The 22,780-nt window shown below is 55.1% G+C and carries 19 protein-coding genes; 9 read left to right on the top strand and 10 right to left on the bottom strand.

Translation table 11 applies throughout. The features are described 5' to 3' along the window. Window positions 1-131: 131 nt before the first annotated feature. The 8 genes from A8C75_RS08475 to A8C75_RS08440 all read left to right on the top strand — a co-directional run bounded on the left by A8C75_RS08475 (window position 132) and on the right by A8C75_RS08440 (window position 10,039). Complete coding sequence (locus A8C75_RS08475; RefSeq protein WP_067380713.1) at window positions 132-1,523, top strand: TIGR03013 family XrtA/PEP-CTERM system glycosyltransferase; 1,392 nt, start codon at window positions 132-134, stop codon at window positions 1,521-1,523. A 175-nt stretch (window positions 1,524-1,698) separates the two neighbouring features. Next, a complete protein-coding gene (locus A8C75_RS08470) occupies window positions 1,699-2,742 on the top strand; it encodes an SDR family NAD(P)-dependent oxidoreductase (protein ID WP_067380710.1) in 1,044 nt (347 codons plus the stop codon). 79 nt (window positions 2,743-2,821) lie between these two features. Beyond that, window positions 2,822-3,862: a UDP-glucose 4-epimerase GalE gene (galE, locus tag A8C75_RS08465; RefSeq protein ID WP_067380707.1), complete on the top strand. Its 1,041-nt coding sequence runs from the start codon at window positions 2,822-2,824 to the stop codon at window positions 3,860-3,862. A 374-nt stretch (window positions 3,863-4,236) separates the two neighbouring features. Then, window positions 4,237-4,881: an XrtA/PEP-CTERM system exopolysaccharide export protein gene (locus tag A8C75_RS08460; RefSeq protein ID WP_067380704.1), complete on the top strand. Its 645-nt coding sequence runs from the start codon at window positions 4,237-4,239 to the stop codon at window positions 4,879-4,881. A gap of 18 nt (window positions 4,882-4,899) precedes the next feature. Then, window positions 4,900-6,555 carry an XrtA system polysaccharide chain length determinant gene (locus tag A8C75_RS08455; RefSeq protein ID WP_084783878.1) on the top strand — a complete coding sequence of 552 codons (1,656 nt, stop codon included), beginning with the start codon at window positions 4,900-4,902 and terminating at the stop codon, window positions 6,553-6,555. Between the two features lie 8 nt (window positions 6,556-6,563). Further along, on the top strand, window positions 6,564-7,517 hold the full coding sequence (locus A8C75_RS08450) for an AAA family ATPase (RefSeq protein WP_084783876.1): 954 nt from the start codon (window positions 6,564-6,566) through the stop codon (window positions 7,515-7,517). Further along, the gene (locus tag A8C75_RS08445; protein WP_067380699.1) at window positions 7,489-8,997 is read left to right on the top strand and encodes a TIGR03016 family PEP-CTERM system-associated outer membrane protein; all 1,509 of its coding nucleotides are present in this window, start codon (window positions 7,489-7,491) and stop codon (window positions 8,995-8,997) included. The genes A8C75_RS08450 and A8C75_RS08445 overlap by 29 nt, the downstream gene beginning before the upstream one ends. 13 nt (window positions 8,998-9,010) lie before the next feature. After that, window positions 9,011-10,039, top strand: coding sequence for an XrtA/PEP-CTERM system-associated ATPase (locus A8C75_RS08440; protein WP_067380696.1), 1,029 nt, complete (start codon window positions 9,011-9,013; stop codon window positions 10,037-10,039). Between the two features lie 39 nt (window positions 10,040-10,078). On the opposite strand, the gene A8C75_RS08435 is transcribed toward A8C75_RS08440, so the two are convergent. The 7 genes from A8C75_RS08435 to A8C75_RS08405 form a co-directional block, all read right to left on the bottom strand. Beyond that, window positions 10,079-11,131: a nucleotidyltransferase domain-containing protein gene (locus tag A8C75_RS08435; protein WP_157890249.1), complete on the bottom strand. Its 1,053-nt coding sequence runs from the start codon at window positions 11,129-11,131 to the stop codon at window positions 10,079-10,081. Next, window positions 11,124-12,032, bottom strand: a complete 909-nt coding sequence (locus A8C75_RS08430; RefSeq protein ID WP_157890248.1) for an HprK-related kinase A — start codon at window positions 12,030-12,032, stop codon at window positions 11,124-11,126. Before A8C75_RS08430 ends, A8C75_RS08435 begins: the two co-directional genes overlap by 8 nt. After that, window positions 12,029-12,307 (bottom strand): HPr-rel-A system PqqD family peptide chaperone, encoded by a 279-nt coding sequence (locus A8C75_RS08425; RefSeq protein WP_067380688.1) that lies wholly within the window; start codon window positions 12,305-12,307, stop codon window positions 12,029-12,031. The genes A8C75_RS08430 and A8C75_RS08425 overlap by 4 nt, the downstream gene beginning before the upstream one ends. A gap of 11 nt (window positions 12,308-12,318) precedes the next feature. Then, entirely contained in the window at window positions 12,319-13,008 is a 690-nt protein-coding gene (locus A8C75_RS08420) for a hypothetical protein (RefSeq protein WP_157890247.1), read from the bottom strand. A gap of 212 nt (window positions 13,009-13,220) precedes the next feature. Continuing rightward, window positions 13,221-14,600 (bottom strand): PEP-CTERM-box response regulator transcription factor, encoded by a 1,380-nt coding sequence (gene prsR / locus A8C75_RS08415; RefSeq protein WP_067380682.1) that lies wholly within the window; start codon window positions 14,598-14,600, stop codon window positions 13,221-13,223. Then, complete coding sequence (gene prsK / locus A8C75_RS08410) at window positions 14,597-16,738, bottom strand: XrtA/PEP-CTERM system histidine kinase PrsK (protein ID WP_157890246.1); 2,142 nt, start codon at window positions 16,736-16,738, stop codon at window positions 14,597-14,599. Before prsK ends, prsR begins: the two co-directional genes overlap by 4 nt. Before the next feature lie 33 nt (window positions 16,739-16,771). Then, a complete protein-coding gene (locus tag A8C75_RS08405) occupies window positions 16,772-17,542 on the bottom strand; it encodes a S1 family peptidase (protein WP_067387112.1) in 771 nt (256 codons plus the stop codon). 336 nt (window positions 17,543-17,878) lie between these two features. On the opposite strand from A8C75_RS08405, the gene A8C75_RS08400 reads away from it, so the two are divergent. Next, window positions 17,879-18,763 carry an XrtA system polysaccharide deacetylase gene (locus A8C75_RS08400; protein WP_067380677.1) on the top strand — a complete coding sequence of 295 codons (885 nt, stop codon included), beginning with the start codon at window positions 17,879-17,881 and terminating at the stop codon, window positions 18,761-18,763. Window positions 18,764-19,000: 237 nt separating this feature from the next. On the opposite strand, the gene A8C75_RS08395 is transcribed toward A8C75_RS08400, so the two are convergent. The 3 genes from A8C75_RS08395 to A8C75_RS08385 form a co-directional block, all read right to left on the bottom strand. Beyond that, window positions 19,001-20,659, bottom strand: a complete 1,659-nt coding sequence (locus A8C75_RS08395; RefSeq protein ID WP_067380674.1) for a hypothetical protein — start codon at window positions 20,657-20,659, stop codon at window positions 19,001-19,003. Window positions 20,660-20,827: 168 nt separating this feature from the next. Beyond that, complete coding sequence (locus A8C75_RS08390; protein ID WP_067380671.1) at window positions 20,828-21,862, bottom strand: PEP-CTERM sorting domain-containing protein; 1,035 nt, start codon at window positions 21,860-21,862, stop codon at window positions 20,828-20,830. Between the two features lie 223 nt (window positions 21,863-22,085). Further along, on the bottom strand, window positions 22,086-22,760 hold the full coding sequence (locus A8C75_RS08385) for an acyltransferase (protein WP_067380667.1): 675 nt from the start codon (window positions 22,758-22,760) through the stop codon (window positions 22,086-22,088). Window positions 22,761-22,780: the final 20 nt, after the last annotated feature.

Below are 22,780 nucleotides of genomic sequence, written 5' to 3'. Positions count from 1 at the left end.
CGATCGCCCAACTTTCGTCGCTAAGTGCTCGAAACAGCAAGATCGGACGAGCTGACAGCGAGTGGAAGTAGCCAGCTGCATACCATCGCGGATTCCGGCTAAGCACAGACCTAAGACAGGGAGCTGCTTGCATGTTCGCACATCTGGCCGGTAATTTATCCGTCAAGCACACCTATGCGCTGCTGGCGATCAGCGAAGCATTCGCGATGTTGTCGTGCTTATTCCTGAGCATGAACGACTCGCAGCACAGTTTCTTCGATCACATGAGGTGCATGGGCTGTATCGTTTTTGTGCTTATCTGTTTTCTCAGCATGGCAGCCATGGGGCTGTATCGTCCGCTGCAGCGAGGCACCTCCCGCGAACAACTCGCACGAATACTGCTTAGCTTCACCCTGGCCTCCATCACCGAAGGGATCATCATCTATACCATCCCCATGACCAGCATCCCGCCCAAGACGGTTTTCATGGCGCTGGGCCTGTCGTTTCTGGTGGTTTGCGCATTGCGGTATGGATTCAACAAGCTCCACACCACAGACCTGTTCAAGCACCGCGTATTGGTGCTGGGCGCCGGAGCGCGGGCCTGTATTATCCAGGATAAATTGCGCCGCGCCTCAGACCGTAAAGGCTTTCAGCTGCTTGGCTATGTCGGAATCGAAGGGGATGCCGCAGGCGTCCGACAACCGGACCGATTAACCGTTGATCTCGATCATCTTGCCGAGTTTGTAGAACGCCACAAGATCAAAGAGGTGATCCTGGCCGCCGATCAGCACCAGGCTTACCTGCCGATGGATGAACTCTACGAATGCCGGCTGGTTGGGGCCAACGTGATCGACATCGCCAGCTTTATCGAGCGTGAGAGTGGAAAAATTCCGTTGCTACTGATCCCCCCGAGCTGGATGGCCTGCGGCAATGGCTATCGGATCAGTCGCCTGCTTGTACGTACAGGTAAACGACTCTTCGATATTATGATCAGCCTGCTCCTGCTGATCATAGTCTGGCCTATTATGCTGGTGACTGCGTTGCTTATCAGGCTCGAAAGCGGCCCCGGGGCCTCCATTCTTTACCAGCAGACTCGGGTTGGGCTCAGAGGAAAGCCTTTCAAAATCTATAAGTTCCGCAGTATGAAGGTAGATGCAGAAACTCACGGGGCTATATGGGCCCAAAAGGGCGATCAGCGGGTGACCCCTGTGGGGGCGTTCATGCGCAAATATCGTATCGATGAACTTCCACAGCTGTTTAATATTCTTCACGGTGAGATGAGCTTTATAGGTCCGCGCCCAGAACGCCCGGAGTTCGTCGAGCAACTCTCCCGCAACCTGCCGTATTACGATGTGCGCCACCAGCTCAAGCCGGGGCTGACCGGATGGGCACAAATCTGTTACAGCTACGGCAGCAGCGAAGAGGACGCCCTGGAAAAACTCCAATACGACCTCTATTACGTCAAAAACTTCAGTTTCCTGCTGGACACCATGATTCTGATACAAACCGTCGAGGTGATCCTGTTCGGCAAGGGTGCCCGTTGATTAACGCCGCTCACTGCAGAGCCGCTCCGCGCCCCGGTATCGGCCTGGCCGGCATCGACCAGGACTGCAACTCACTGTTCGGCCGGCCGGCTGTCTATACTGGCCGGATAATACGGCACCACCCCATCACCGAGTCTGCATCTATCATTAAAGTTTGGCGTTAAATGAGGCTCCCATGACCCGCTACGATCAGGTTCAGCATGCACTCACAGCCACCCCAAAGGTCTGGCTAGTTACCGGCGTCGCCGGCTTCATCGGCTCAAACCTGCTGGAAACCCTGCTCAAGCTCGGGCAGCACGTCATCGGCCTGGACAACTTCGCCACCGGACACCAGCACAACCTCGACGAAGTCAAATCCCTGGTTTCGACAGAGCAATGGACCAGCTTCCACTTCATTCAGGGCGACATCTGCAACCTCGAAGACTGCCGCCGCGCCATGCGCCACCCCGTCGCCGGGACCCGCGCTGTGGACCACGTCCTCCACCAGGCCGCTCTGGGCTCTGTCCCCCGGTCTATCGCCGACCCGATCGCGAGCAACGCCGCCAATGTCACCGGCTTCCTGAACATGCTGGTAGCCGCACGCGATGCCGACGTCACAAGCTTTACCTATGCAGCATCGAGCTCCACTTACGGCGATCATCCAACTCTGCCCAAGGTGGAAGAGAACATTGGCAAGCCGCTGTCGCCTTACGCTGTGACAAAGTATGTGAACGAGCTATACGCCGAGGTCTTTGCCAAGACCTACGGTTTCAAGACCATCGGCCTGCGCTACTTCAACGTCTTTGGCAAGCGTCAGGACCCGAACGGCGCCTATGCCGCGGTCATTCCGAAATGGACGGCGGCAATGATCCATTGCGAGGACGTTTGTATCAACGGCGATGGAAAAACCAGCCGGGATTTCTGTTTTATCGACAACACCGTGCAGATGAATATCCTCGCCGCTACCGCGCCGGATGACGCGAAAAACGAAGTTTACAACGTGGCCCTGGGAGACAGGACCAGCCTGAACACCCTGTTCGACACCCTGAAGGCAGCCCTGGTCGACTGCGGCGTGACTTACACCAAGGCCCCGGTTTACGGGGACTTTCGCGCAGGGGATGTATGCCACTCACAGGCCGATATCAGCAAGGCACAAAGCAAACTGGGCTACGCCCCCATTCACCGTATTTACGACGGTATTGGTCAGGCCATGCCTTGGTATGTGCGCTCTCTGAGTTAAGGACAATAGCCCGCGATGTCCCGGCCAGCAGCCTGTAATGACCTAGGTGAATTCCGCGGAAACAATTGTGAGGAAACTTATGAAAGTTCTGGTGACCGGCGGTGCCGGCTATATAGGGTCACATACCGTGGTCGAGCTGCTGAACGCCGACCATGAAGTGGTAGTGCTGGATAACCACTGCAATAGCTCGCAGACTGCACTGGAGCGTGTCGCACGAATAGCAACAGATGCCCGAAGGCAGACGCCACAACTGCTCGCCATTGAAGGCGATATCCGTGACAGGTTGCTGCTCGACCAGCTGTTCACCAAGCATCAATTTGACAGCGTCGTGCATATTTCCGGTCTGAAGGCGGTCAGCGAGAGCGTGGCGCAGCCGCTGGCCTATTACGAGAACAATGTCGCCGGCACCATAACACTGTGCCAGGCGATGCAGGCGGCCGGCGTGTTGAACCTGGTGTTCAGCTCCTCGGCCACCGTATATGGCGAACCGCCTGAGATGCCGATCCGTGAGGATTTTCCCACCGGTGTGCCGATAAATCCCTATGGTCGCTCCAAGCTGATGGTCGAACAGATGTTGCAGGACCTGGCCCGCTCGGACCCCCACTGGTCCATAGCACTGCTGCGTTATTTCAATCCCGCCGGCGCGCACGCCAGTGGACTGATTGGCGAAGATCCGCAGGGTATTCCGAACAACCTGGTTCCCTATATCAGCCAGGTGACGATCGGCCAGCGGGATAAGCTCTCGGTGTTTGGCGGCGATTATCCGACAGCCGACGGTACCGGGGTGCGTGACTTCATCCATGTCGTGGACCTGGCCCTCGGCCACCTGGCGGCACTCGGCTGGATGCAGCAAAACCGGGGTATCGGCATCTGGAACCTCGGAACCGGCCGGGGCTTTTCAGTGCTGGAGGTCGTGCGTGCCTTTGAGCAGGCCAGTGGCCGCCCCGTACCCTACACCATCGTCGAGCGGCGTACCGGCGATATCGCCGCATGCTGGGCCGACGCCTCTCGCGCCGAACGGGAGCTGGGCTGGAAAGCGGTTCGCGGGCTCGAGGAAATGATGGCCGATACCTGGCGCTGGCAGTCGATGAACCCCCTGGGGTATGGTCAGGCACGGTAAAAGCTAGGAGGCTGTCCGACAATACTCAACCTACTGAGAACCACCTGAGTTTGGCTGTTTTCGTGCTCTTTTTGACTCGTCGCAGGCTCCTCGGTCTGCGCCCCCGACAACTCGCCGGGGCTGGCGCGACAACGTTGCCCGCGAGCATGAGGCCAAAAACTGCCTCCAGGCGTCCATGCGTTCGGTACGAAATACACCCTTTGCGCTGGCCCCGGCGTACAAACGCCTGACTTTGCAATGAAACAGCCGGATGAGTCCACTTTACCTGGCAGGAGCGGCCACACTTGCAGCAACCACTAGCGCAGACTATGTTTCATGAGTGATGTTTGAGAGCAGACTCCAGTTGTATTTATAAGCACGGAGAATAGAAAATCATGAAAGGAATGAGGCCTGAGTGGCTGGCTTGTACTGCAGTAATCATTGCGCTCGCTCTCCTGACAGGCTGCACGAGCAATCCATATCCACCATTATCTACAGCTGTCGCAAAACATCCCCGTACAACCGACCCCGCCCAGTACAACTACCTGATCGGCCCGGGGGACAGTTTGAATATTTTTGTCTGGGGCAGCCCGGAAGTATCCCAGACAGTAACTGTACGTCCGGACGGCAAGGTCACATCCCCCCTGGTCGAAGATGTCTCGGTAAGCGGATTGACACCGACCCAGGTCGCGCGAAAGCTCGAGGAGAGCCTTGGCCTCTACATCAAGGAACCTATCGTTACCGTCATCGTCCAGGGCTTTGTGGGCCCCTACTCCGAGCAGGTGCGTATTATCGGCGAAGCCGATGAACCCCAGGCCCTGTCCTACCGAGAGGACATGACGCTGCTGGATGTCATGATTGCGGTTGGCGGCCTCACAGAATTTGCCAACGGCAACGGTGCCAGCGTGGTACGTATAGTGGACGGCCAGCAACAACAGTACGGCATCCGTATAGACGACCTCGTTGAGGATGGTGATATCTCCGCCAACGTCCATATCCTGCCCGGCGATATTATCATTATCCCGGAAGCGTGGTTTTAGGGCATCGGAGTATTATCCATGCAAGATATTATTGAGCAGATAGTCTCCTACCTACGCGGGATTTGGGTTCATAAATGGAGCGCTTTGGTATTGTTTTGGGTTCTGTGCCTGATCGGTTGGCCCTTTGTCCTGAAAATGCCGGATCAATACGTCTCTGAAGCAAAAGTGTATGTTGATACCCAGTCTCTGCTGGCGCCGTTACTGCGAGGCCTGACCGTTCAGACCAATCCCGAACAGCAGGTGCAACTGATTGTCAAAACCTTGCTGACCCGTCCCAATCTGGAAAAAATCACCCGTTTGGCTGACCTGGATATCCAGGCAGAAAACGACGCCGAATACGAAGCCATCATTGCTCAGCTGGTAGCCAACCTCACTCTGAGCCGAGCGGGTCGGGAAAACATCTATGCCATCTCTTACACAAGCCACTCAGCAGCAGAAGCCAAAAATGTGGTTGAAGCGACCTTGACTACACTGGTCGAAAACACTCTGGGAAACAAACGGGAAGACAATACCACCGCAGCCAACTTCCTGGACCGGCAGATCGGCGAATACGAGTCACGCCTGAATGAAGCGGACAACCAGCTCAAAGAGTTCAAGCAGAGAAACTACGAACTGATGAGTTCCGACAGTGGGTTTTATAGTCGCATCAATAGTCTAAAAGGCCAGACCAGGGCCATAGAGCTGGAGCTACGGGAAGCCAAAACCCGTATGGATTCGCTTGAAAAACAGCTGGCCGGAGAGGTGCCAAATTTTGGCATCATGGAAGAAGAAGAGCTCACTACGTCCTCCTACGATATTCTCTCCAGTTACGATGGACGCATCAACACTCTGGAAAACCAACTGGACCAGCTGCGTTTGAAATACACCGATCAGCATCCGGACATTCGGGAGACAGAGCTTATTTTGAAAGACCTCCAGGGGAAGAGGGCTCAGGAACGACGTGCACGACAACGGACGCGGCAAGCCACCCAGATTACACGAGAAGGAGGCTTGAACGAAAACCCTGTTTTTCAACAGCTCAAGCTCTCACACGCCAATGAAGAAACCACCGTGCGATCCCTGGAGGTACGCCTGGCTGATTATCAACAGCAACTGGATAGATTACAGAACAACGCCAACACCATCCCTGAGCTGGAGGCGGAGCTTCAAGCGCTGCAGCGAGGATATACGATTACCCAACAGCAATATAATGAACTGCTGTCGCGCCGCGAGTCGGCGCACCTGTCGGAACAGGCGGACGCCAGTGCAGATGGAATTAAGTTTCGCATCATAGAACCACCACGTCTGCCCGCAGCGCCCACGGGCCCTAACCGTCCCCTGATCCTGTCCGGGGTACTGGTAGGGGCAATGGGCATTGGCATCGGAGTCGCTTTCCTCATCTCCCAGCTCAGGCCTGTCTTCTTTGACCCCAAACAACTCTTTCAGGCCACAGGTTATCCCGTACTGGGGGTGATCAGCATGATCAGGGACCCGGAGTTGCTGAGCCAAAAACGCAGGGAAGCCCGTCTATTTATAGCCCTGGCAGGATCACTGCTGACGTTTTACGGAATGCTGATGTTCCTGCAGTTACTCCCTGACGCTAACCAACAGCTGCTTGCCTACGTTCCCGATTTCCCGAATACCTGGTTTCGCCAGCTCCAGCAGTTAGCCTACAGAATTCTCAACTATTTTTAGGGGTTCTCATGAGCACAATCGAGCGCGCACTTGAGAAAAGTCAGCAGATGGGCACGGAAAAGCGGGGAACTGTCAGTGTCGATAACCATCACAGGCTCGACGACACCCCGTCCGAGACACCGGTACGGCCCTCTATACAGGCCGACAGGCCGCTACAACCTCCCCTTCACGCCCCCCAGTCCGGGCCCCAAAAGGATGACTCAACCGACACTAGCCCCGACCTGACCGGCAGTCCAGAACAACTGTACATCGATACAGATCGCCTGGAACGGATGGGGCTGATTACCCCCACCGAAAACTTCACCCCAATCAAGGAGGAGTATCGCTATATCAAGCGTCCATTGCTCGATAACGCTTTCGGAGCCAATGCAGCACAGCTAACTAACCCCAACCTCGTTCTGGTCTCGAGCTGTCATGCAGGAGAGGGGAAAACCTTTACTGCGCTGAACCTGGCACTGAGCATGGTGACCGAGCATGACCGCTGCGTATTACTGGTGGATGCCGATGTGATCAATCCAAATCTCAGTCGCAGACTGAATATTTCCGACCAGGCTCTGGGTTTATTGGATTACCTGAATAGCAAAGCCGAAGTCAGGGACATCATTCAGAGCACCAGTATTCCTAACTTCAAGGTCGTGTCCGCCGGTACCCGCCACCATCATGCCACTGAGATGATTGCCAGTGAAAGGATGAAACAATTTATGAAGGAGCTTTCCAGCCGCTACAGCGACCGCATAGTGATCTTCGACACCTCACCGCTGCTTGGGGCCAGTGAAACCAGCGTGCTGGCGAAGATGACGGGGCAGGCATTGATTGTCATAGAAGAGGCTCGTACCTCGCAACGCCAGGTGGAACGGGCACTGAGCCTGCTCAAGCCAAATATGGCAATTGGTCTGGTCTTGAATAAATCCAGGACCAGACAAAAGGACTATTATGGCTACTACGGCGCTTCTCAGCGATAACCAGGTACGTTGGCTTGCGATCCCGCTAACAACAACGGTCCTGTTCACACCGATAGCGACAGCTCAGGCCAGCGACTGGGCATTTACGCCCGGGATACAGGTCACCGAGCATTACACCAGTAATCTCAACCTTGGCTCGAGCGCCGAAGAGGCAAGCCTTATTACTGAGGTGCGGCCCGGCTTTTCCCTCTCCAAACAGGGAGCTCACCTGCAGGCCAACCTGGATTACCGGCTCCAATTCCTCGACTATTCGTCAGACCAAGGCAGCGATGGCTACCATCATCAACTGGGCCTCTCGGCTAACTCAGAGCTGATCGACGACCGGCTTTTTCTGGATGCCAGAAGCAGCTACAGCCAGCAGTTGACCAACAATCGCAGTGCCAGCGCCGGCGACTCTTTGAGCGCCCCCGATAATTTTAGCGACACTTTTACCTTCCAGGTCACTCCCCGCTGGCGACAACGGCTCGGACGCTACACCACCTTCGGGGCGGATCTTTCCTACGATATGGTACGGTATGATGGCGTCAATGATGACAGCGACGGCTACCACACCAACTTTTTTCTCGACAACCAGTCCAACCCCAGCAAGATTTACTGGGCCCTCAATATCGATACCAGCCAGGCGACACCCGATACCTCCGCAACGAGCCAATCAGAGACCATGGATATCGAGCTGGGATACCGATTAAGCCGCCAGCTGGACGGCAAGCTTCGGTATGGTTATGTCGACAGCCATCTCGCCAATCCAACCCAGTCCGAGGCACAAGCAGGCAATTTCTGGGGTGCGGACCTTAGCTGGAACCCAAGCCCCAGAACGTCGCTCAGCGCTTCCTACAATAGCCGGCTGCAATCCAATCAGGGCTATGGATTGACCTTCAATCACCGGCAAAGACACACCAACTGGTCGCTGGCCTACAACAAGAATATCAGCAGTGTCCGTGAGGAACTGCTGCAACTCACCCCCGTCGGCACTCTGATCTGCCCATCAACCGCCTCTTTCTCCATTGCCGACTGCAGGCTGGTGGGTGGGGGCAGCCCAGTTCTACCAGGCCCCGGTGAGCGCGCGATCACCCTGGTCACTCCGCTGCCTACTCTCTCCGAAGAGCAGTTTATCCAACAAAGCCTGAACGCCAACCTCGTCATTAGCAAAGGCAAAAGCCTGTGGACCCTGGGCCTGTTCAGAACAGAACGAGAATTTCAGGTACAAGCCAGGACCGAAGAAGATATGGGCGCCAACGCCGGCTGGAGGATACAGGCATCAGGGCAAACCAGCCTGAGCACACTTTATACCTGGTCTCGCCTGGAAACAGATTCAGGGGCCACGGACTACCAGCAAGCGCTCTCGTTAAACATGGTTCGGCAGCTGGGCGCGGACAGTTCTCTCAACCTCGGCTTAAGGAGCACCGAGCGGGACTCTGCGGATGATAACCGTGCCTTCCAGGAGTTTCGAATCACACTCGGATTCAGCCATACCTTTTAGCGAGTATTGACCTATGTATACGTCATATTTCGGCTTTACCGCCAAACCCTTCCAGCTAAGTCCGGCGACTGAGTTTTTCTTTACAAGCAAGAGCCACAAGCGCGCCCTATCCTATCTGCATTACGGACTGAGCCAGGGCGAAGGGTTTATCGTGATCACCGGCGAGATCGGCACCGGCAAAACCACCTTAATGCGCAAGCTCTGGTCCACGATCGATCGGGACAACCTCGTCATCGCCCAACTGGTGACAACCAAACTGGAAGCCGATGACCTGCTGCGCATGATCTGCAGCGCCTTCGGGCTGCCGGCGGAGAATAAACCCAAGGCGGTGTTGCTACAGCAGTTTCAGGACTTTCTGCAGTCGGCTCATCAGGCCAAGAAACGGGTACTCCTACTGGTAGATGAAGCTCAGAATCTGTCGGCCAGCGCGATTGAAGAGTTGCGAATGCTTTCCAATTTCCAGGTCAAGGATACGCCGCTGATGCAGAGCTTCCTGCTGGGTCAACCGGAGTTGCGGACGATTATCCAGGATCCAGACATGGAGCAGTTTAGGCAACGCGTTATCGCGGCCTTCCACCTGCAACCTCTGAGCGAAGTGGAGGTCAAGGCGTATATCCTGTGGCGTCTCGGGGTGGCCGGCTGGACGGAAAATCCCGGCTTCTGCGACGGTGCATTCAAGGAAATTTACCGGTACACCAAGGGAATACCAAGAAAAATTAACGTATTCTGCGATCGCCTGTTACTGCTCTGCTTTCTCGAAGAGTTTACGATGGTAGATGAAAATACTGTCACTACAGTGGCAGAAGAACTCGCAGAAGAGTTCTCTCCCCTGTTAAGCCACCGTCAACCGCCCCCCACCGAAGGCAATACAGATCTACTTCTGGCATCCATTACGAGTGATGTATCTGAACTGCAGAGAAAAATTATACTCATCAACAAATATCTAAGTATCATGGTTAATGAGAAGGTTGAGCTGTTGAAAGACCTGGACAAAAAGCTCAAGCAGGAGGTCGACAGGACGCTGGAAGATTACGAGAGGTGACGGAACACCCTAAACGCACAGAACAGCCGGTTACCAGAGTTAATCCCTGCCGACAGATATTGAACGCATTAACTTTCGAAGCAAATGAGGGCCTAATACCGTAAGGGGCATTTTAAGCAGGTGGCCACGCCAGTAAAGCATATATTTTGCCAGCCTGTGCCCAGGTTTTTTGACCAGAGAATGGTGAGGTATGAGTACGCGGGTGAATAATATGTCCGCCACTCGCAGCTGTAAAGCGTTTGGAGCTCCAGTATCACTCGCCGCCCAGATATCATCAGGTATCGGACTGGACAAACAGTGCCGGCAATACCTTAGAGCGTAGAATAGAGGTCTGGCCAACTGCAGTTCCTGTGCTCGATGCTTGAGTTTCTGCCAGTCATCCGGATGTAACTCTCGAAAGAGAAGATCCATATCAGAAAGATCTCTCAGGCCATTTTCGAACTCTCCCTCAAAAAATAGATGCGTAGCACTATGAATAATCATATCGTACAGATGTAAAGTCCCTACGCCATCAGCATCAAAGCAAACCTGATCTATTAACCTTTCAATATCGACCCGAAACCGAAGCACGGGAAATATGTTGTGATGAATATCCAGCACTGTCTGTCTTTTATAGTGAATCAATGGCGGAATTTCATGAGTCCATTCTCGATAATAATGCTGATCGTAATCGTCGGATTTTTCGGAATACCAACCGACTGTTTTCAGTTGTCGCTCAACTTTTAGCAGTTCCTCTTTACGCACCAAGACATCAATATCAGTCAGGGTACGGCCTTGTCCGGCGGGCTTGTTCGCATAGATGTAAGCGCCCCCCTTCAACAAAATGGGCTGCACCCCAATATTGTGCAGCTCCTTCGCCAGCAGTTTGACTTCCCACTGTACCTGCGTACGCTGCTTCTGTGCCTGAAGTGAGGCCGAGACCAAGTGATGATACGCCTTTTGCGGAACCTCTTTCAGTAGATCCTTGTCGGCGAGTAACTGGCACAACCGTGCCAACAGGTTAGCAGACCGCCCCAACCGGATTGCCTGGTCCCACTGTTCATCCGAGTACTCCGTCGCTAACGAGGGATTACTTAACAGCGCCTCAATCACTCCGTGCCCCTTCGCACAACCCATCAAAAAATTCGAAAACCTCTTCAAATCGACTGTACTCCAGCGTGAAACAGTCACACTGATCCACCAACCTGCAGGCCGTATCAAAGCCCGATTTGCCAAGAATATGATAATTGAAGCTATTATCGATTAACGCCATTAATGCCGCCGGTTTTCGGCATGCGCGAACACTTAAGGCGCTACCTGCCAAGTAGCGGGGAGTAATAATATGAGTCGGCATCGCTCCCACCGATACCCGGGAAGCCGTTTCAGCCGTTGGCTTCATCAGCGCTATCACCCCTTTAGAGGTGTCGTAAAATTTTTCCGTCAACTCCGCCTGGGGAAATAGCTGACGCAGCAGGTCGATAGACTCGTTTTTCAGGTTGACCGGACGCCCGATAGGTATCGCACAGGCAGTAGAGGGTTCCACCATCAGGATCTCGTCCGAGAACAAACGCCAGCCATGCTGCATCAATGCTGCTGCCAGGGTGCTCTTGCCAGACCCCGGCGGGGCCGGGAGAATCACCATGACCCCGTTTTTTTCGACGCCAGCCGCATGGAAATGCAGGTACCGATGATACTGATTGGCGATACACCAGTTCAAACCCCACTCAAACAGTGGAACCGCCTGAAGAGCCGGCAGAGGCTTGAACGGGGCGAAGCCATCAAGATAAAAATTCACCTGTGGACGCACCCAGCGGCGCAATGACGCCGGTCGCTCTACCCGGATACGGAAGTCAATGAAGGCAGGACGAGTCACCGTTTTTCGAAACGGCTGGTAAAGAAAGGGAATCCACTTTTGGACGGAGTTGACGCGGGAAGTCAGTGCGACCGTGAAAGAACCAAATTCGAAATACCAGGTGTTATCCCCTTCGACACCCGGACGATACAGGTGACTCAAAGCGCGCGCACCAGCTGGCATTCCTGCAGTAAATGCAGGGTGTCGCCAACTATCCGCGGTAGCTCCTCAATCTCAACATACAAGGCTGCGGCTTGCCCGATCAGAGACTCGGTTGTCTGCGGGTTCTGTCCATCCAGGCAACACAATAAATGGTCGGCGAGATCGTTAAGCTCGAAAGTATCACCGGACAAAGGATGAAATACCACCGCGCCATCCTGCCAGCGTCTGGAAGCCTCCGCGTAGCTGAAATCCAAGTACCATCTAAGCTCATCCATGCTGTATTGACCTATATCGTACACCGCTGTACCAACGCAGCATTTTCAGCACCATTTGCGTTGAAGTGGGCCAAAATTCCCTCCAGCTGGATTTCCTTGGTCACATCGCCATGGACAGTGACCAACGCCTCAGTAATCTCCCGGTGCGAATACGGGTAAGTAACGCTGGAGTGCAAGGTATTCAGCAAAGCGGCGCTCGCCTGCTGAGCGTAAGCGTCGCTACCAAACAGGTACGCCATTATCGGGAGCGCAAAACCACCGACCCAGCTAAGAGAAGAACCGGATGTGGCCAGTACCTGAGTGATCAAACTATCAAGAGTGGTTCCGTTAGCATAGGTATAAGTATTATCCGATAGCACACGGCCCTGATCATCACACTCATCGCAGGGATTACTGACCTTCTTTGGCGGCCCACTCCCATTAACCTTGGGCTTGTACATGGTCCCACATTCGAGCCCCAGAACCGCAGGCCAGCAGACGGGATGGCTCTTCCAATACTCCGGCGTCTTGCCATCCCCGAGCGTGCGGCAGTCATGCAGGTGGTTAGAAAGGTTGCCGCTAAGCATGCCTGATATGGAGCACTCCGCCCCCCACGCCGATCGACTGGGCAAGGATGCCATAATGGGCGTACCGGCAAGCCCTATTAGCAGCCGGCGCCGGGTTGGGTCTGACTTCTTGGAGTGTTTCTCATCGGTATCCATCATCGGCATCCATTATAGAAAATCCACGTCGTCTGGGGCCCCTCCTGACGCTAAACCTAAGTTTCAGGCCTTTACTAAAAAGTCAGCAATATTCAAGCCACAGAAATATTTACTTTAAAAACAATAGGTTGATAAAATCGTATTCGACCACTGTAATAAAAACTGACACACTCGCGAGTCAATGCGGCTTATACCCTCAAAACAAGCCAACTTTACCGGGCACACTGAATTGCATGCTTTTCCAGCAACGCGTACAAAGTTGGCCGGGTAATGCCGAGCAGCTCTGAGGCCCTGGAAATATTGTTGTCAGTAAACCCCAGCGCCCTCACGATCGCACGTTTCTCCTCGATATCGCGAACCTGCTTGAGATTCAAGGGCCAGACATCCTGCGCCTCCCCCTGTGGCAACCCTAAATCACTGGCAGTAACCTGACTGCCATCCGCCATGATCACCGCGCGTTTGACCCTGTTTTCCAGTTGGCGTACATTCCCCGGCCAGCCATATTCCTCCACCGCCTGACAAGCCTCCTCGCTAAAGCCCTTCAACGGCCGCCCCAGCTCGTCGCAGTACCGGTTAAAGAAGGTACGAGCTATGAGTATGGCATCGCCTGGACGTGCTCGAAGTGGAGGAATGGTGATCACGAACTCGCTCAGCCGGTAGTAAAGATCCTCCCGAAAACGACCGTCACGGGTCATCTCTTCCAAATCCTGATGCGTCGCGCTGATAATCCGCACGTCCACCTCGATCTCCTGGCGTCCACCAAGTCGCTCAAAGCGCCTTTCCTGTAAAAAACGCAACAGCTTGGACTGAAGCGGCATCGGCATATCACCGATCTCGTCCAGGAACAAGGTGCCACGGTGGGCGGTTTCGACCTTCCCCGGAGTTTGTTTGACGGCCCCCGTAAAGGCCCCTTTCTCGTAGCCGAAAAGTTCGCTTTCCAACAAATTTTCCGGTATCGAGGCGCAGTTGATCGCAACAAAACGCTGACTGGCTCGATCGCTCAGGGCGTGGATAGCTACGGCCAGAACCTCCTTGCCGGTACCGCTTTCTCCCAGCAAGAGAGCACTGATATTGGCAGGCGCGATGCGTTCGACAAGCTTGCAGACTTCAAGCATTTCCTCGGAGGCCGCGATCACGCCCTGCAGCGGCGAATTTTGCAATCGAATGGCCGCCAGCCTGCGATTCTCCTTTTCCAGCTCGCGGAGCAGAAAAGCCCGCTCCAGTATCAAGCCCAGCGTATCCAGGTCCATGGGCTTTTGGCAGTAATCATAAGCCCCCAGGCCGATCGAGTTAACCGCATTGACCTTGTCGTCATTGCCGGTGAGGACGATAACCTTAGACTCAGGATGAAGCTGCAAAATTTCCTGCAGCACCTGCATCCCCACCGAGGCATTGGCAGGATCGGGCGGCAATCCCAGGTCCAGGGTGATCACATCCGGTTCGTATCGCCTTAGTTGCGCAATGGCGGTTTCCCGGTCAGTCGCAAACACCAGCTCGTACTGCTCCAATCCCCACTTGAGCTGTTTCTGAAGCCCCATGTCATCCTCGACAACCAAAAGGAGCTTCTTATCGCTTTCCCGGCCATTACTCATACTGCTTTACCTGTCTCTGCTTCCAGCCCCCCATGTATCTCATACGCCGGCAGTGCCACACGAAATTCACTGCCCTGCCCCGGCGCACTACTGACCTCGAGGGATCCCTGGTTCTGAACAACGAACTGACGGGTTTCGTAGACGCCAATCCCCATACCCGCACGCCCTTTGGTGGTATCAAAGGGCTTGAAAAGCCGCTCACGCTGGAACTGCTCGCTCATGCCGCAGCCATTGTCCATCACACTAAAGATAGCCATCCCGTCCCGGTTGTCTACCAACAAACGGACAAAACCCTCCGCCGGGGTCGCCTCCTGCGCATTCTGAACCAGATGACCCAACACCGAGACGAGCTTATCGCGCTCAGTCTTGAGCTTTAACGCCGCAGCCGGGCCCTCGGGAATCACCAACTCCACCTTGGGCAGCTGGTCCTTCTGGTTTTGCACGACGGCCCTGGCTATATCGAGTGCATTGACGATTTCTGCGCGCGCTGCGAGCACGCCCTGCTGCTTGAGCTGGCTCAACATCCTGTTCATGCGCTGCACTGCGTTGTCCAGAGTCTCCAGCGTATCGTCCACAAACTCGGGATTGCGCTTGTGCCGTTCGGCGTTCTTGGCGACCATGGAAAGTTGGGCCACTACGTTCTTGATATCGTGAACCACAAACGCCGAGAAACGATAATAGGCCTCGAACTGATGGGTGGCCGCTAGCTGCTCCGTCGTGTCTCTGAGGGTTATCAGAGCAGCCAGCTGAGAACCGAGTGCCTTCAACAGATCGTGATCCTCCCAGTTGAGGGTGCGTTCTGCCCGCGGGTGGGCCAAGCCAACCAGCCCATGAAGAGCGCCCTGATGCAGTAAGGGCACCAACAGCCAAAGCTGCTGCCCTTCCAACAGTCGATCGGCAATTTGAAGGTCGCCATAGTGAGCCGGCGCAGCCAGGTATTCTGGTACCTCGATGACCCAGCCACTCTCCTGACAGAAGTCGAGCAAGGCCCCATCTTCACGGCTCGACAGATTGGACAACGGCTTGACACTGCTCCAGCCCTTGACGACAAACTCCCCGCCTTCGCGTACCCAGAGAATCCCTCCCAGGCTATCCAGGGGATCAGCCATCCCCTGGATCAACTGCTCGTAATAGAAGTTATCCAGCGGCAGTGCGGAAAAGCGTTCGTTGGCCTTCATCCATTCCACACGGTAATCATATTTGTAGGATAAAAAGTGCTTGCTGACCCAGACAGCGACGATCGAACGGAAACGCCCCGAGCCAACCAGCAGGCACAGGAGCGAAAGCGCCACTACAATAAACACCACCCGGACCGCGCTGCCCTGGCTGGATTCGAACCAGCGCAGGTAGTAACCGACCATCGACATGACAAGCAGATAGATGCCCGCTAAAAACAGGCCGGTGGAGAAAAACACCGCCCGATGAGACAGGTGTAACTGACGATCTCCTCCCTTGTTTCGAGCGATGGAAACCGCCAATAGCGGCGCCATTAGCGCGCATACGAACCCACGCACCTGCCAAAGAGTCGCGTCCACCCGGTTAAACAGCAGCGCCTCTGAGTAGAGCAGGAAATCGTAGCCGAACACCACAGCAGTCCCGACACAGAAAAACTTGACCGACCAGCGCTGCTCCCGGGGTATATTGCGGTACCACTGTTCCAGCAAAATGAGCGCCAGGATCACCAGCATAAAGGGGCTCATAAGAGTGAGAGAAGCAGGCAAAAACCTGCCACTCTCTCCCAATGAAAATTGCAGCAAACTCCCCAACAGCAGAACGATCAGCAGCGGAAAAAACCCCCACAGCCACCGGCTGGACCAAAAATTTCGTGTGCCAACGTCCTGATTGCTCGCGTGCAGCCGCCACAACAGCATGACCCAACCGGCATCCCGCACTATCTCCAGAAAAAATTGATTCGGGTCTGGTTCCTCAGAACCCGGAATACCAAGACGCTCCCCGCCGCTGTTCAGCCCCAGATAGCCGGACCAAACAACCATCAGCCCCAGAGCCAGCAGCAACCAGCCCCCCTGCAGCCGCCCTCGCCATAGAAACAGGGTCAGTACCAGCACGGTAGCATACGCCAGGGTTGCGGCCAGATAACTGAACTCGGCAACCATCATTGGAAGCTCAATTCCCTTCACCCGCCTCTCTCCCGGAAAATTCGCAGCCAGGTCTCAGCCGCCCGTTAGACTGGATAGCAACTCACGCAGATAACGCACCGGAATCGCATAGCTGATGCCGCTGGGGTCACTCAGGACATCCTCTTTGGTCGATTTGACATAGACCCCGTTAAGAATTCCGACCACGGTTCCATCGTCCGGGTCATACAGCGGACTGCCGCTGTTGCCGGGGTACGCGGTGGCGTCCAGCTGGTATACCATCAAGGGCTGTCGCAACTGCCGGATTTTATGTGCAGATAACTGCCCGGATGATTGTGCCGGTATCCCCATCGGCGTGATGCTGGAGATCATGCCACGGTGCGTCACGGGGTAAAGACCCAGAATGGCCCCCAGCGGAAAGCCGGTAAAGGCGTAGCTCTCGCCCTCGCGAACGGTTTTCCTGTTCGAAAGCCGCATTACAGGTAGCCTGTCGGATACTTTCAGCAGTGCCAGGTCGTGGCGACTTTCAGAGGCGACGACCTTCGCCGGAATCACCCGAGGAGTATTCCCGATACCAACAAAAACCACCAGCTGCTCCTGCTTGAGGTCGTCTAGTTCGATATCAACCACATGGGCGTTGGTCGCTATATGGCGTCCATCGCCCACGACAAAGCCGGTGCCCAACAAGCGTGAGGGAGGACGTCGGCTTGGCGAGTAGGTTCCGATACCAACGATTGACGGTTTGACAGCAGAGACGGTGTCCGCCAGTTCGGACGCCTGACCGTAGCCACTGCCAAGGCCCGTCGTCAGCATCAGACCGAGCCAGACCCATGCGTACCGATGCATTACACCCCCGTCCATCATGCCACTCCCCAACCCCGATCAATACCGCCAAGCAAGCAGCAATCGAAGAGAAGTATAGTATTGAAGACTGATCTCTGTGGCTCACAGGCCCCAGCTCCTGCAGCATCCGGCAAGCTCTTGAAGTGATAACCCGTTTCAAAGAAAAGCGTTTGATCACGCGCCTCACGGGCTACAGGCCGACTCTGCCCTGCAGCTCCTTCAACTACACTTATCAAACACCGCTACCGAGCATGACGGCTGACGGCTGACGGCTGACGGCTGACAATAGTTTTTTGCTTGCGATCATTCTCCCATCAGAGTGACAAGGAATTCAGAGCTATGCTCCCTGCCCCTTTCCCCGAGATATCGACGGACTATGCGATCACTATCGATGTCGAGGATTACTTCCACGTGGCGGCGTTCGAAACGGTTATTTCTCCCGATCGCTGGGATCAGTATCCCTGTCACATTGAAGCCAATGTCCAGCGCATTATCCAGTCGTTAGACGCGGCGGTGGGAAAGGCGGGAAAGGCGACCAAAGCCACTTTTTTTGTCCTCGGCTGGGTCGCCGAGCGCTACCCCAGCCTGATTCGGGAGATCGCAGCACTTGGCCATGAAATCGCCAGTCACGGCTACCATCACCAGCGCCTGAATCATCTTTCTCAACACGAATTCAGGCAGGATATCACCCGGTCCAAAGCCTTGCTGGAAGATCTAACCGGTGCGCCAGTGGCTGGCTATCGGGCCCCCAGCTTTTCGATTGACGAAAACAGGCCCTGGATTCAAGACGAGCTTCGAGAGGCAGGATACCGATACAGTTCAAGCATCAACCCCGTGCCCCATGATCTGTATGGCTACAGGCACGCGCCGCGCACACCTTTTCTATGGGACAACGGTCTGCTCGAAATCCCGGTGGCCACGGCTGAGGTGTTCAACCGACGTATACCCTGTGCCGGTGGCGGCTACTTCAGACTCTACCCCTATGCCTTGTCAAAAAGGCTACTGCAAAAGGCCGCCCGACAGCTCGCCGGGCCTGTCGTTTTTTATGTTCATCCCTGGGAAATCGCGCCCGAGCAACCGAGAATTCAAGCGGCGTCGGCTAAATCCAGGTTTCGGCACTATCTGAATCTGCATCGGACTCTGCCGAGGCTGGAACGACTGCTAGGTGATTTCCACTGGGGCAAAATGTCTGACCTGCCGGTCGTCATTCATCACTCAAAATAAGCACAGGAGTATTATGCCGCTTGCCTTCAAAGTCCCTGCCGATAAATAACTCCCCAAAACCTGGCAGCCCCGGATTCGCGGACCTTCTGTATCCGCGATCTGAATCCGAGATCAACGCATATGCACGTCTTATAGAAATCGGAGTGATAGTGAAGTGGAAAAACGAAAAGCCTCTTCGAGCTAGACTCGAGGAGGCTTTTTTCGACCTGACATTTATCGACCTGACGATTAACTCCCTTACTTCAGATCAAAGCCGGTCAGAGGGTGGATCTGGAAGTTACCGCCGTTGAGATAGCCGTACACTTCATAGATCAGGTTGTCCTTGTTGATATTGGTGACCTCGCCGTCCGCGTTGAGCGTGGGCACGACGCCCTCGTAGATCCTGATATGGTAGAAGTCGGCGCAGCCGCAGTCAGCAAGCTTGTCGGTGACCGGAGGGTTGGCGAACGGATCGTTGCCGGACCCCATGTCGGGGCAGACGGCGCCGTCTTCCATCTTGTTGCCGGGCTCACCCAGATCTTCGATATGGACCTGGAACCAGTGGACGGTCGCCGGGTCCTGATTGGGCTTGTTGCCCACGGGCTCAGGCTGAATATCGTAGAACGCCGTATCCACCACACCCACACTGTGTACCAGCTCTGGATTTTTCCAGCTGAGATTCTTGAAAGTACCAATACCGACGAAGTCGATCTGCTTGTTAGGCGCAGGCCGAGCTTGCCTGCAATAGCCTGCATCCGTACAAATAATCTCGTCGATTTCGGTGCCGTCCGGCGCGCTGGCGGTACCGGCATGGAAGGTGAACTTCAGGTTGTTGGGGCTATTATGGTTGGAGTGGGTCCACTCACCCTTGGGCTGAGGCTGCAGGGCCGTGTTGGCGCCGGCCTGGCCGCCCATGGTGTAGCGGTAGGGATCCAGCGCAACAAGACTGGAGACCTTACCTTTTTTCTTGGTGACCGTGGGAGTCATCAGCCCCTCTGCGACCGTGCCGTCCCAACCCGGCGTTACGCCATCCTCGAAGATCCCAGCGGTGTCATTGCCGCCGCCTGTCACCCGGCAGGCCATTTCCGGAGGGATAAACTCGAAGGCATTATTAGGGTCAATCTGCAGGAGAATGTCGGGTCCCGATAGGCCATTGATGGCGCCGGGGTCGACGGGATCGAGTGCCCCTGCTATGGGGCTTAGGTCGAAGTTCATGGACGGGTTGGTTTGCTTGAAGCTGACGACCTGGCTGTTATTAAAGGGAAGTATGGTGCCCAGATCGACGCCGCTGGGGAAGAAGTCCTTGTCCACGTACTGCACCAGCACGGCGAGTTGTTGGGAGCCTTGCCCCAAAACAGTGCCTGTCCCGGGCCAGTTATTGGTACCAAACTCATCCAGGTTCCCCTGTAAGGGAATACCATTCAGGTCGGTACTCTGTGTAAAGTTACCCGACAAAACCGTCAGTTGCCCGCGGAGTATCGACAGGCCGTCACTGAACCCGGTGCCCGCCAGGGGATTCGCATTGGGGTTATTGTCGTAGTACATCTCGAAGTAATTGTCCCCGTTGGCGGGGTCCAGCGCGAGCAGCACTATGGTGCCGTCTGAGTTGGAGGTGATCTGGACGCCGTTGGCCAGGAACACGGTGATTTCGTAATTGACGTTGAGCCCGGGCGGATTTATAACAATCCCGTCAGGATCTACCGCGGCGGCCAGCGCCGAGTGGGAGTACGCCTGGGCGCTCACCGTTGAATCCTCTAAAACCGGGATTTCGTCCTTGATCACGGTGCTGCCCGGTAACCAGTCCAGGGAACCGATGGTAAAGGCGCCACCACCACCCTGGCCATCCGGGTCGAACTCAACCGGTGTGGATGCCTGAGCGTATGCCAAAGGCAGGCACAAACCGATGGCCAATGCCATTGGAAATAACCTGTTAGTAAAACGTCTAATGTTCATATTAGAGCTCCTTGTAACCGATTTCGTAATAACCAAGTTTCTAAGAGCCATCCGATAGCCTGGTGAAAAAAGGATTGTGACATCACTGGCACAATCCTTGTCGATACTTACTTGTCGCTTGCCTGCAGGCGATTAACTCCTTCTGGCGAATTGGTTCCGGCTTCCAAACCCCAGGAGCAACAGCCCCAAGCCGAAGAGCAGTACCGTGCTGGGCTCAGGAACTTCCGTGGTTACAAAGCCAGAGTTAGCGTCCGTCTGGAACAGGATGTCGGGGCCGCTGAAGCCGTTGACAGCGCCAATGTCAGGAATGATGGTGGAACCGTCAAATTGCATGGACGGGTTGGTTTGCGCGAACGGCAGTATATTGGAGGTATTGAAGAACAGATCCTGCACCAGGGCTGAGACATTGGATATAAAGAAATCATAGTCCTGGAAGGTCACGTCCGCGACCAGTTGGGTGGAGCCTTCGCCGCTAATGGTTTGCTGTCCACCCCATTGGTCTGCGCCGAATTGGTCCAGGAGGCTGGTTTGCAGGATGTCGCCGGCATTGAAGCCTCCACTGTTGTCAACATCCACGAATGTGAAGTCTGCGGTGAAGTTACCGCTGAGGCTGACCAACTCGGCGCTCAGGATCAACTGCCCGTCACGATAACCAGTACCCGCCAGCGGGTTGTTTTGTGAGCCGGCAGAAAAATCGTCGTAATAGATTTCAAAGAAATTGACAGTTTGGGTGCCGGCCTCCACCAGGGTGATGGTCTGGGAGAAGGTGTAAATATCGTTGCCACCGCCAATACCGTCGCCGCCATCGCTAACCAATACAGTTGGCGAGGTTTCTACGCTATCGATGGTTTCCGTAAAGCCCGCGACAAAGGTGATTTCAAAATTGGTATTGAGCCCGCTTGGCGCAATGCCGATGCCGTTTTCATTGACCAAGATGCCCAGGGATGCGTGGGAGTAGGATACGACGTCGTCTCCCTCTGCAGTGGGAATGGTGTCGACGGACAGGGTGCTGCCCGGCGCCCAATCAAATGAACCTACATTAAGGGTACCGTTGGCAGCTTCACCCGTGCCATCGGGGTCAAACATGATGGTGTCGGTGGCGAACACCGGCGCCGACAGGGTGCAGGCCAGGGCGAAACCCGCGGCCAAGAGTGTTTTCTTGTTCATGTGCGTCACCTACTTAGGTTGCCCGTCAGGTTGCCAGCCTGCGTGGATAATTGAACTGGACTCGAAGAGTCAACTGAACACTCAATACAAAGCACAACCCATGCCCTTTTCATTATTTCTTTTAAAAACAAAGGTATGGATTTTTTTTGACAGGCTCACAGATGCGCCTTTGGGGGAGGGTGTAAAAAAAACTGACGCGATACTAACAGACATCTGGAAATTACTAAGCCGCCGTGGTCTGAGCCTTGAGCAGGCGGGCAGGATTGCCGCCCCATATTTCCCCGGGGGCAATTCGAGCGCCTTTGCCCACCACGGCGCCCGCCGCCACCATAGCGCCATCGCCGATGGTGACACCGCTCATCACAATGGCCTTGGCGCCCACGGTGACATTGTCACCGATGCGGATCCTGGCGTGTGACAGATGATGGCCTTCCAGGGCGTGGCTGAACAGCACTGCATCGTGCCCGATCAGGGTATTGGCCCCGAGTTCAGTCAGCGGTGGGTCCATAATAACCCCGGCGCTGTAGCTGTTGTCCCCCAGGCGGGCGCCCAGGGCCTGGTAGAGCAGACGCATCAGGGGGGTGGGCAGCAGGTGATTGCGGGTCAGGGGGTAGAACAGGAGCAGGTAAAACAGCAGGTACACCTGATAGCCGAATTCCTCCCGGGAGTGCTCGGCGATCTCGCCTTCGCGAAGAGGAAAGTAGCGCAGGAAAACCCGATAAACGGCAATGCCGCAGAGATAGACCAGGAGAACCCAGCCAAGGGCCATGAACACACCGCGAAAATCCCCCAGGGGAAGCCAGCCCAACAGGAGATAGTTGATGACGCTGGCCAGGGCCAGGATAAGCGACAGCAACAAAACAAAAGTAAAGACCGGAGCGGCGGTAATCTTGCGCATGGCTATTCTCTAGACACTTG

The sequence above is a fragment of the Marinobacterium aestuarii genome (genome assembly GCF_001651805.1).
In the GTDB taxonomy this organism is placed as follows: domain Bacteria; phylum Pseudomonadota; class Gammaproteobacteria; order Pseudomonadales; family Balneatricaceae; genus Marinobacterium_A; species Marinobacterium_A aestuarii.
Note: the sequence above shows the minus strand (reverse complement) of the source record. Positions and strands in the feature narration are given on the sequence as shown.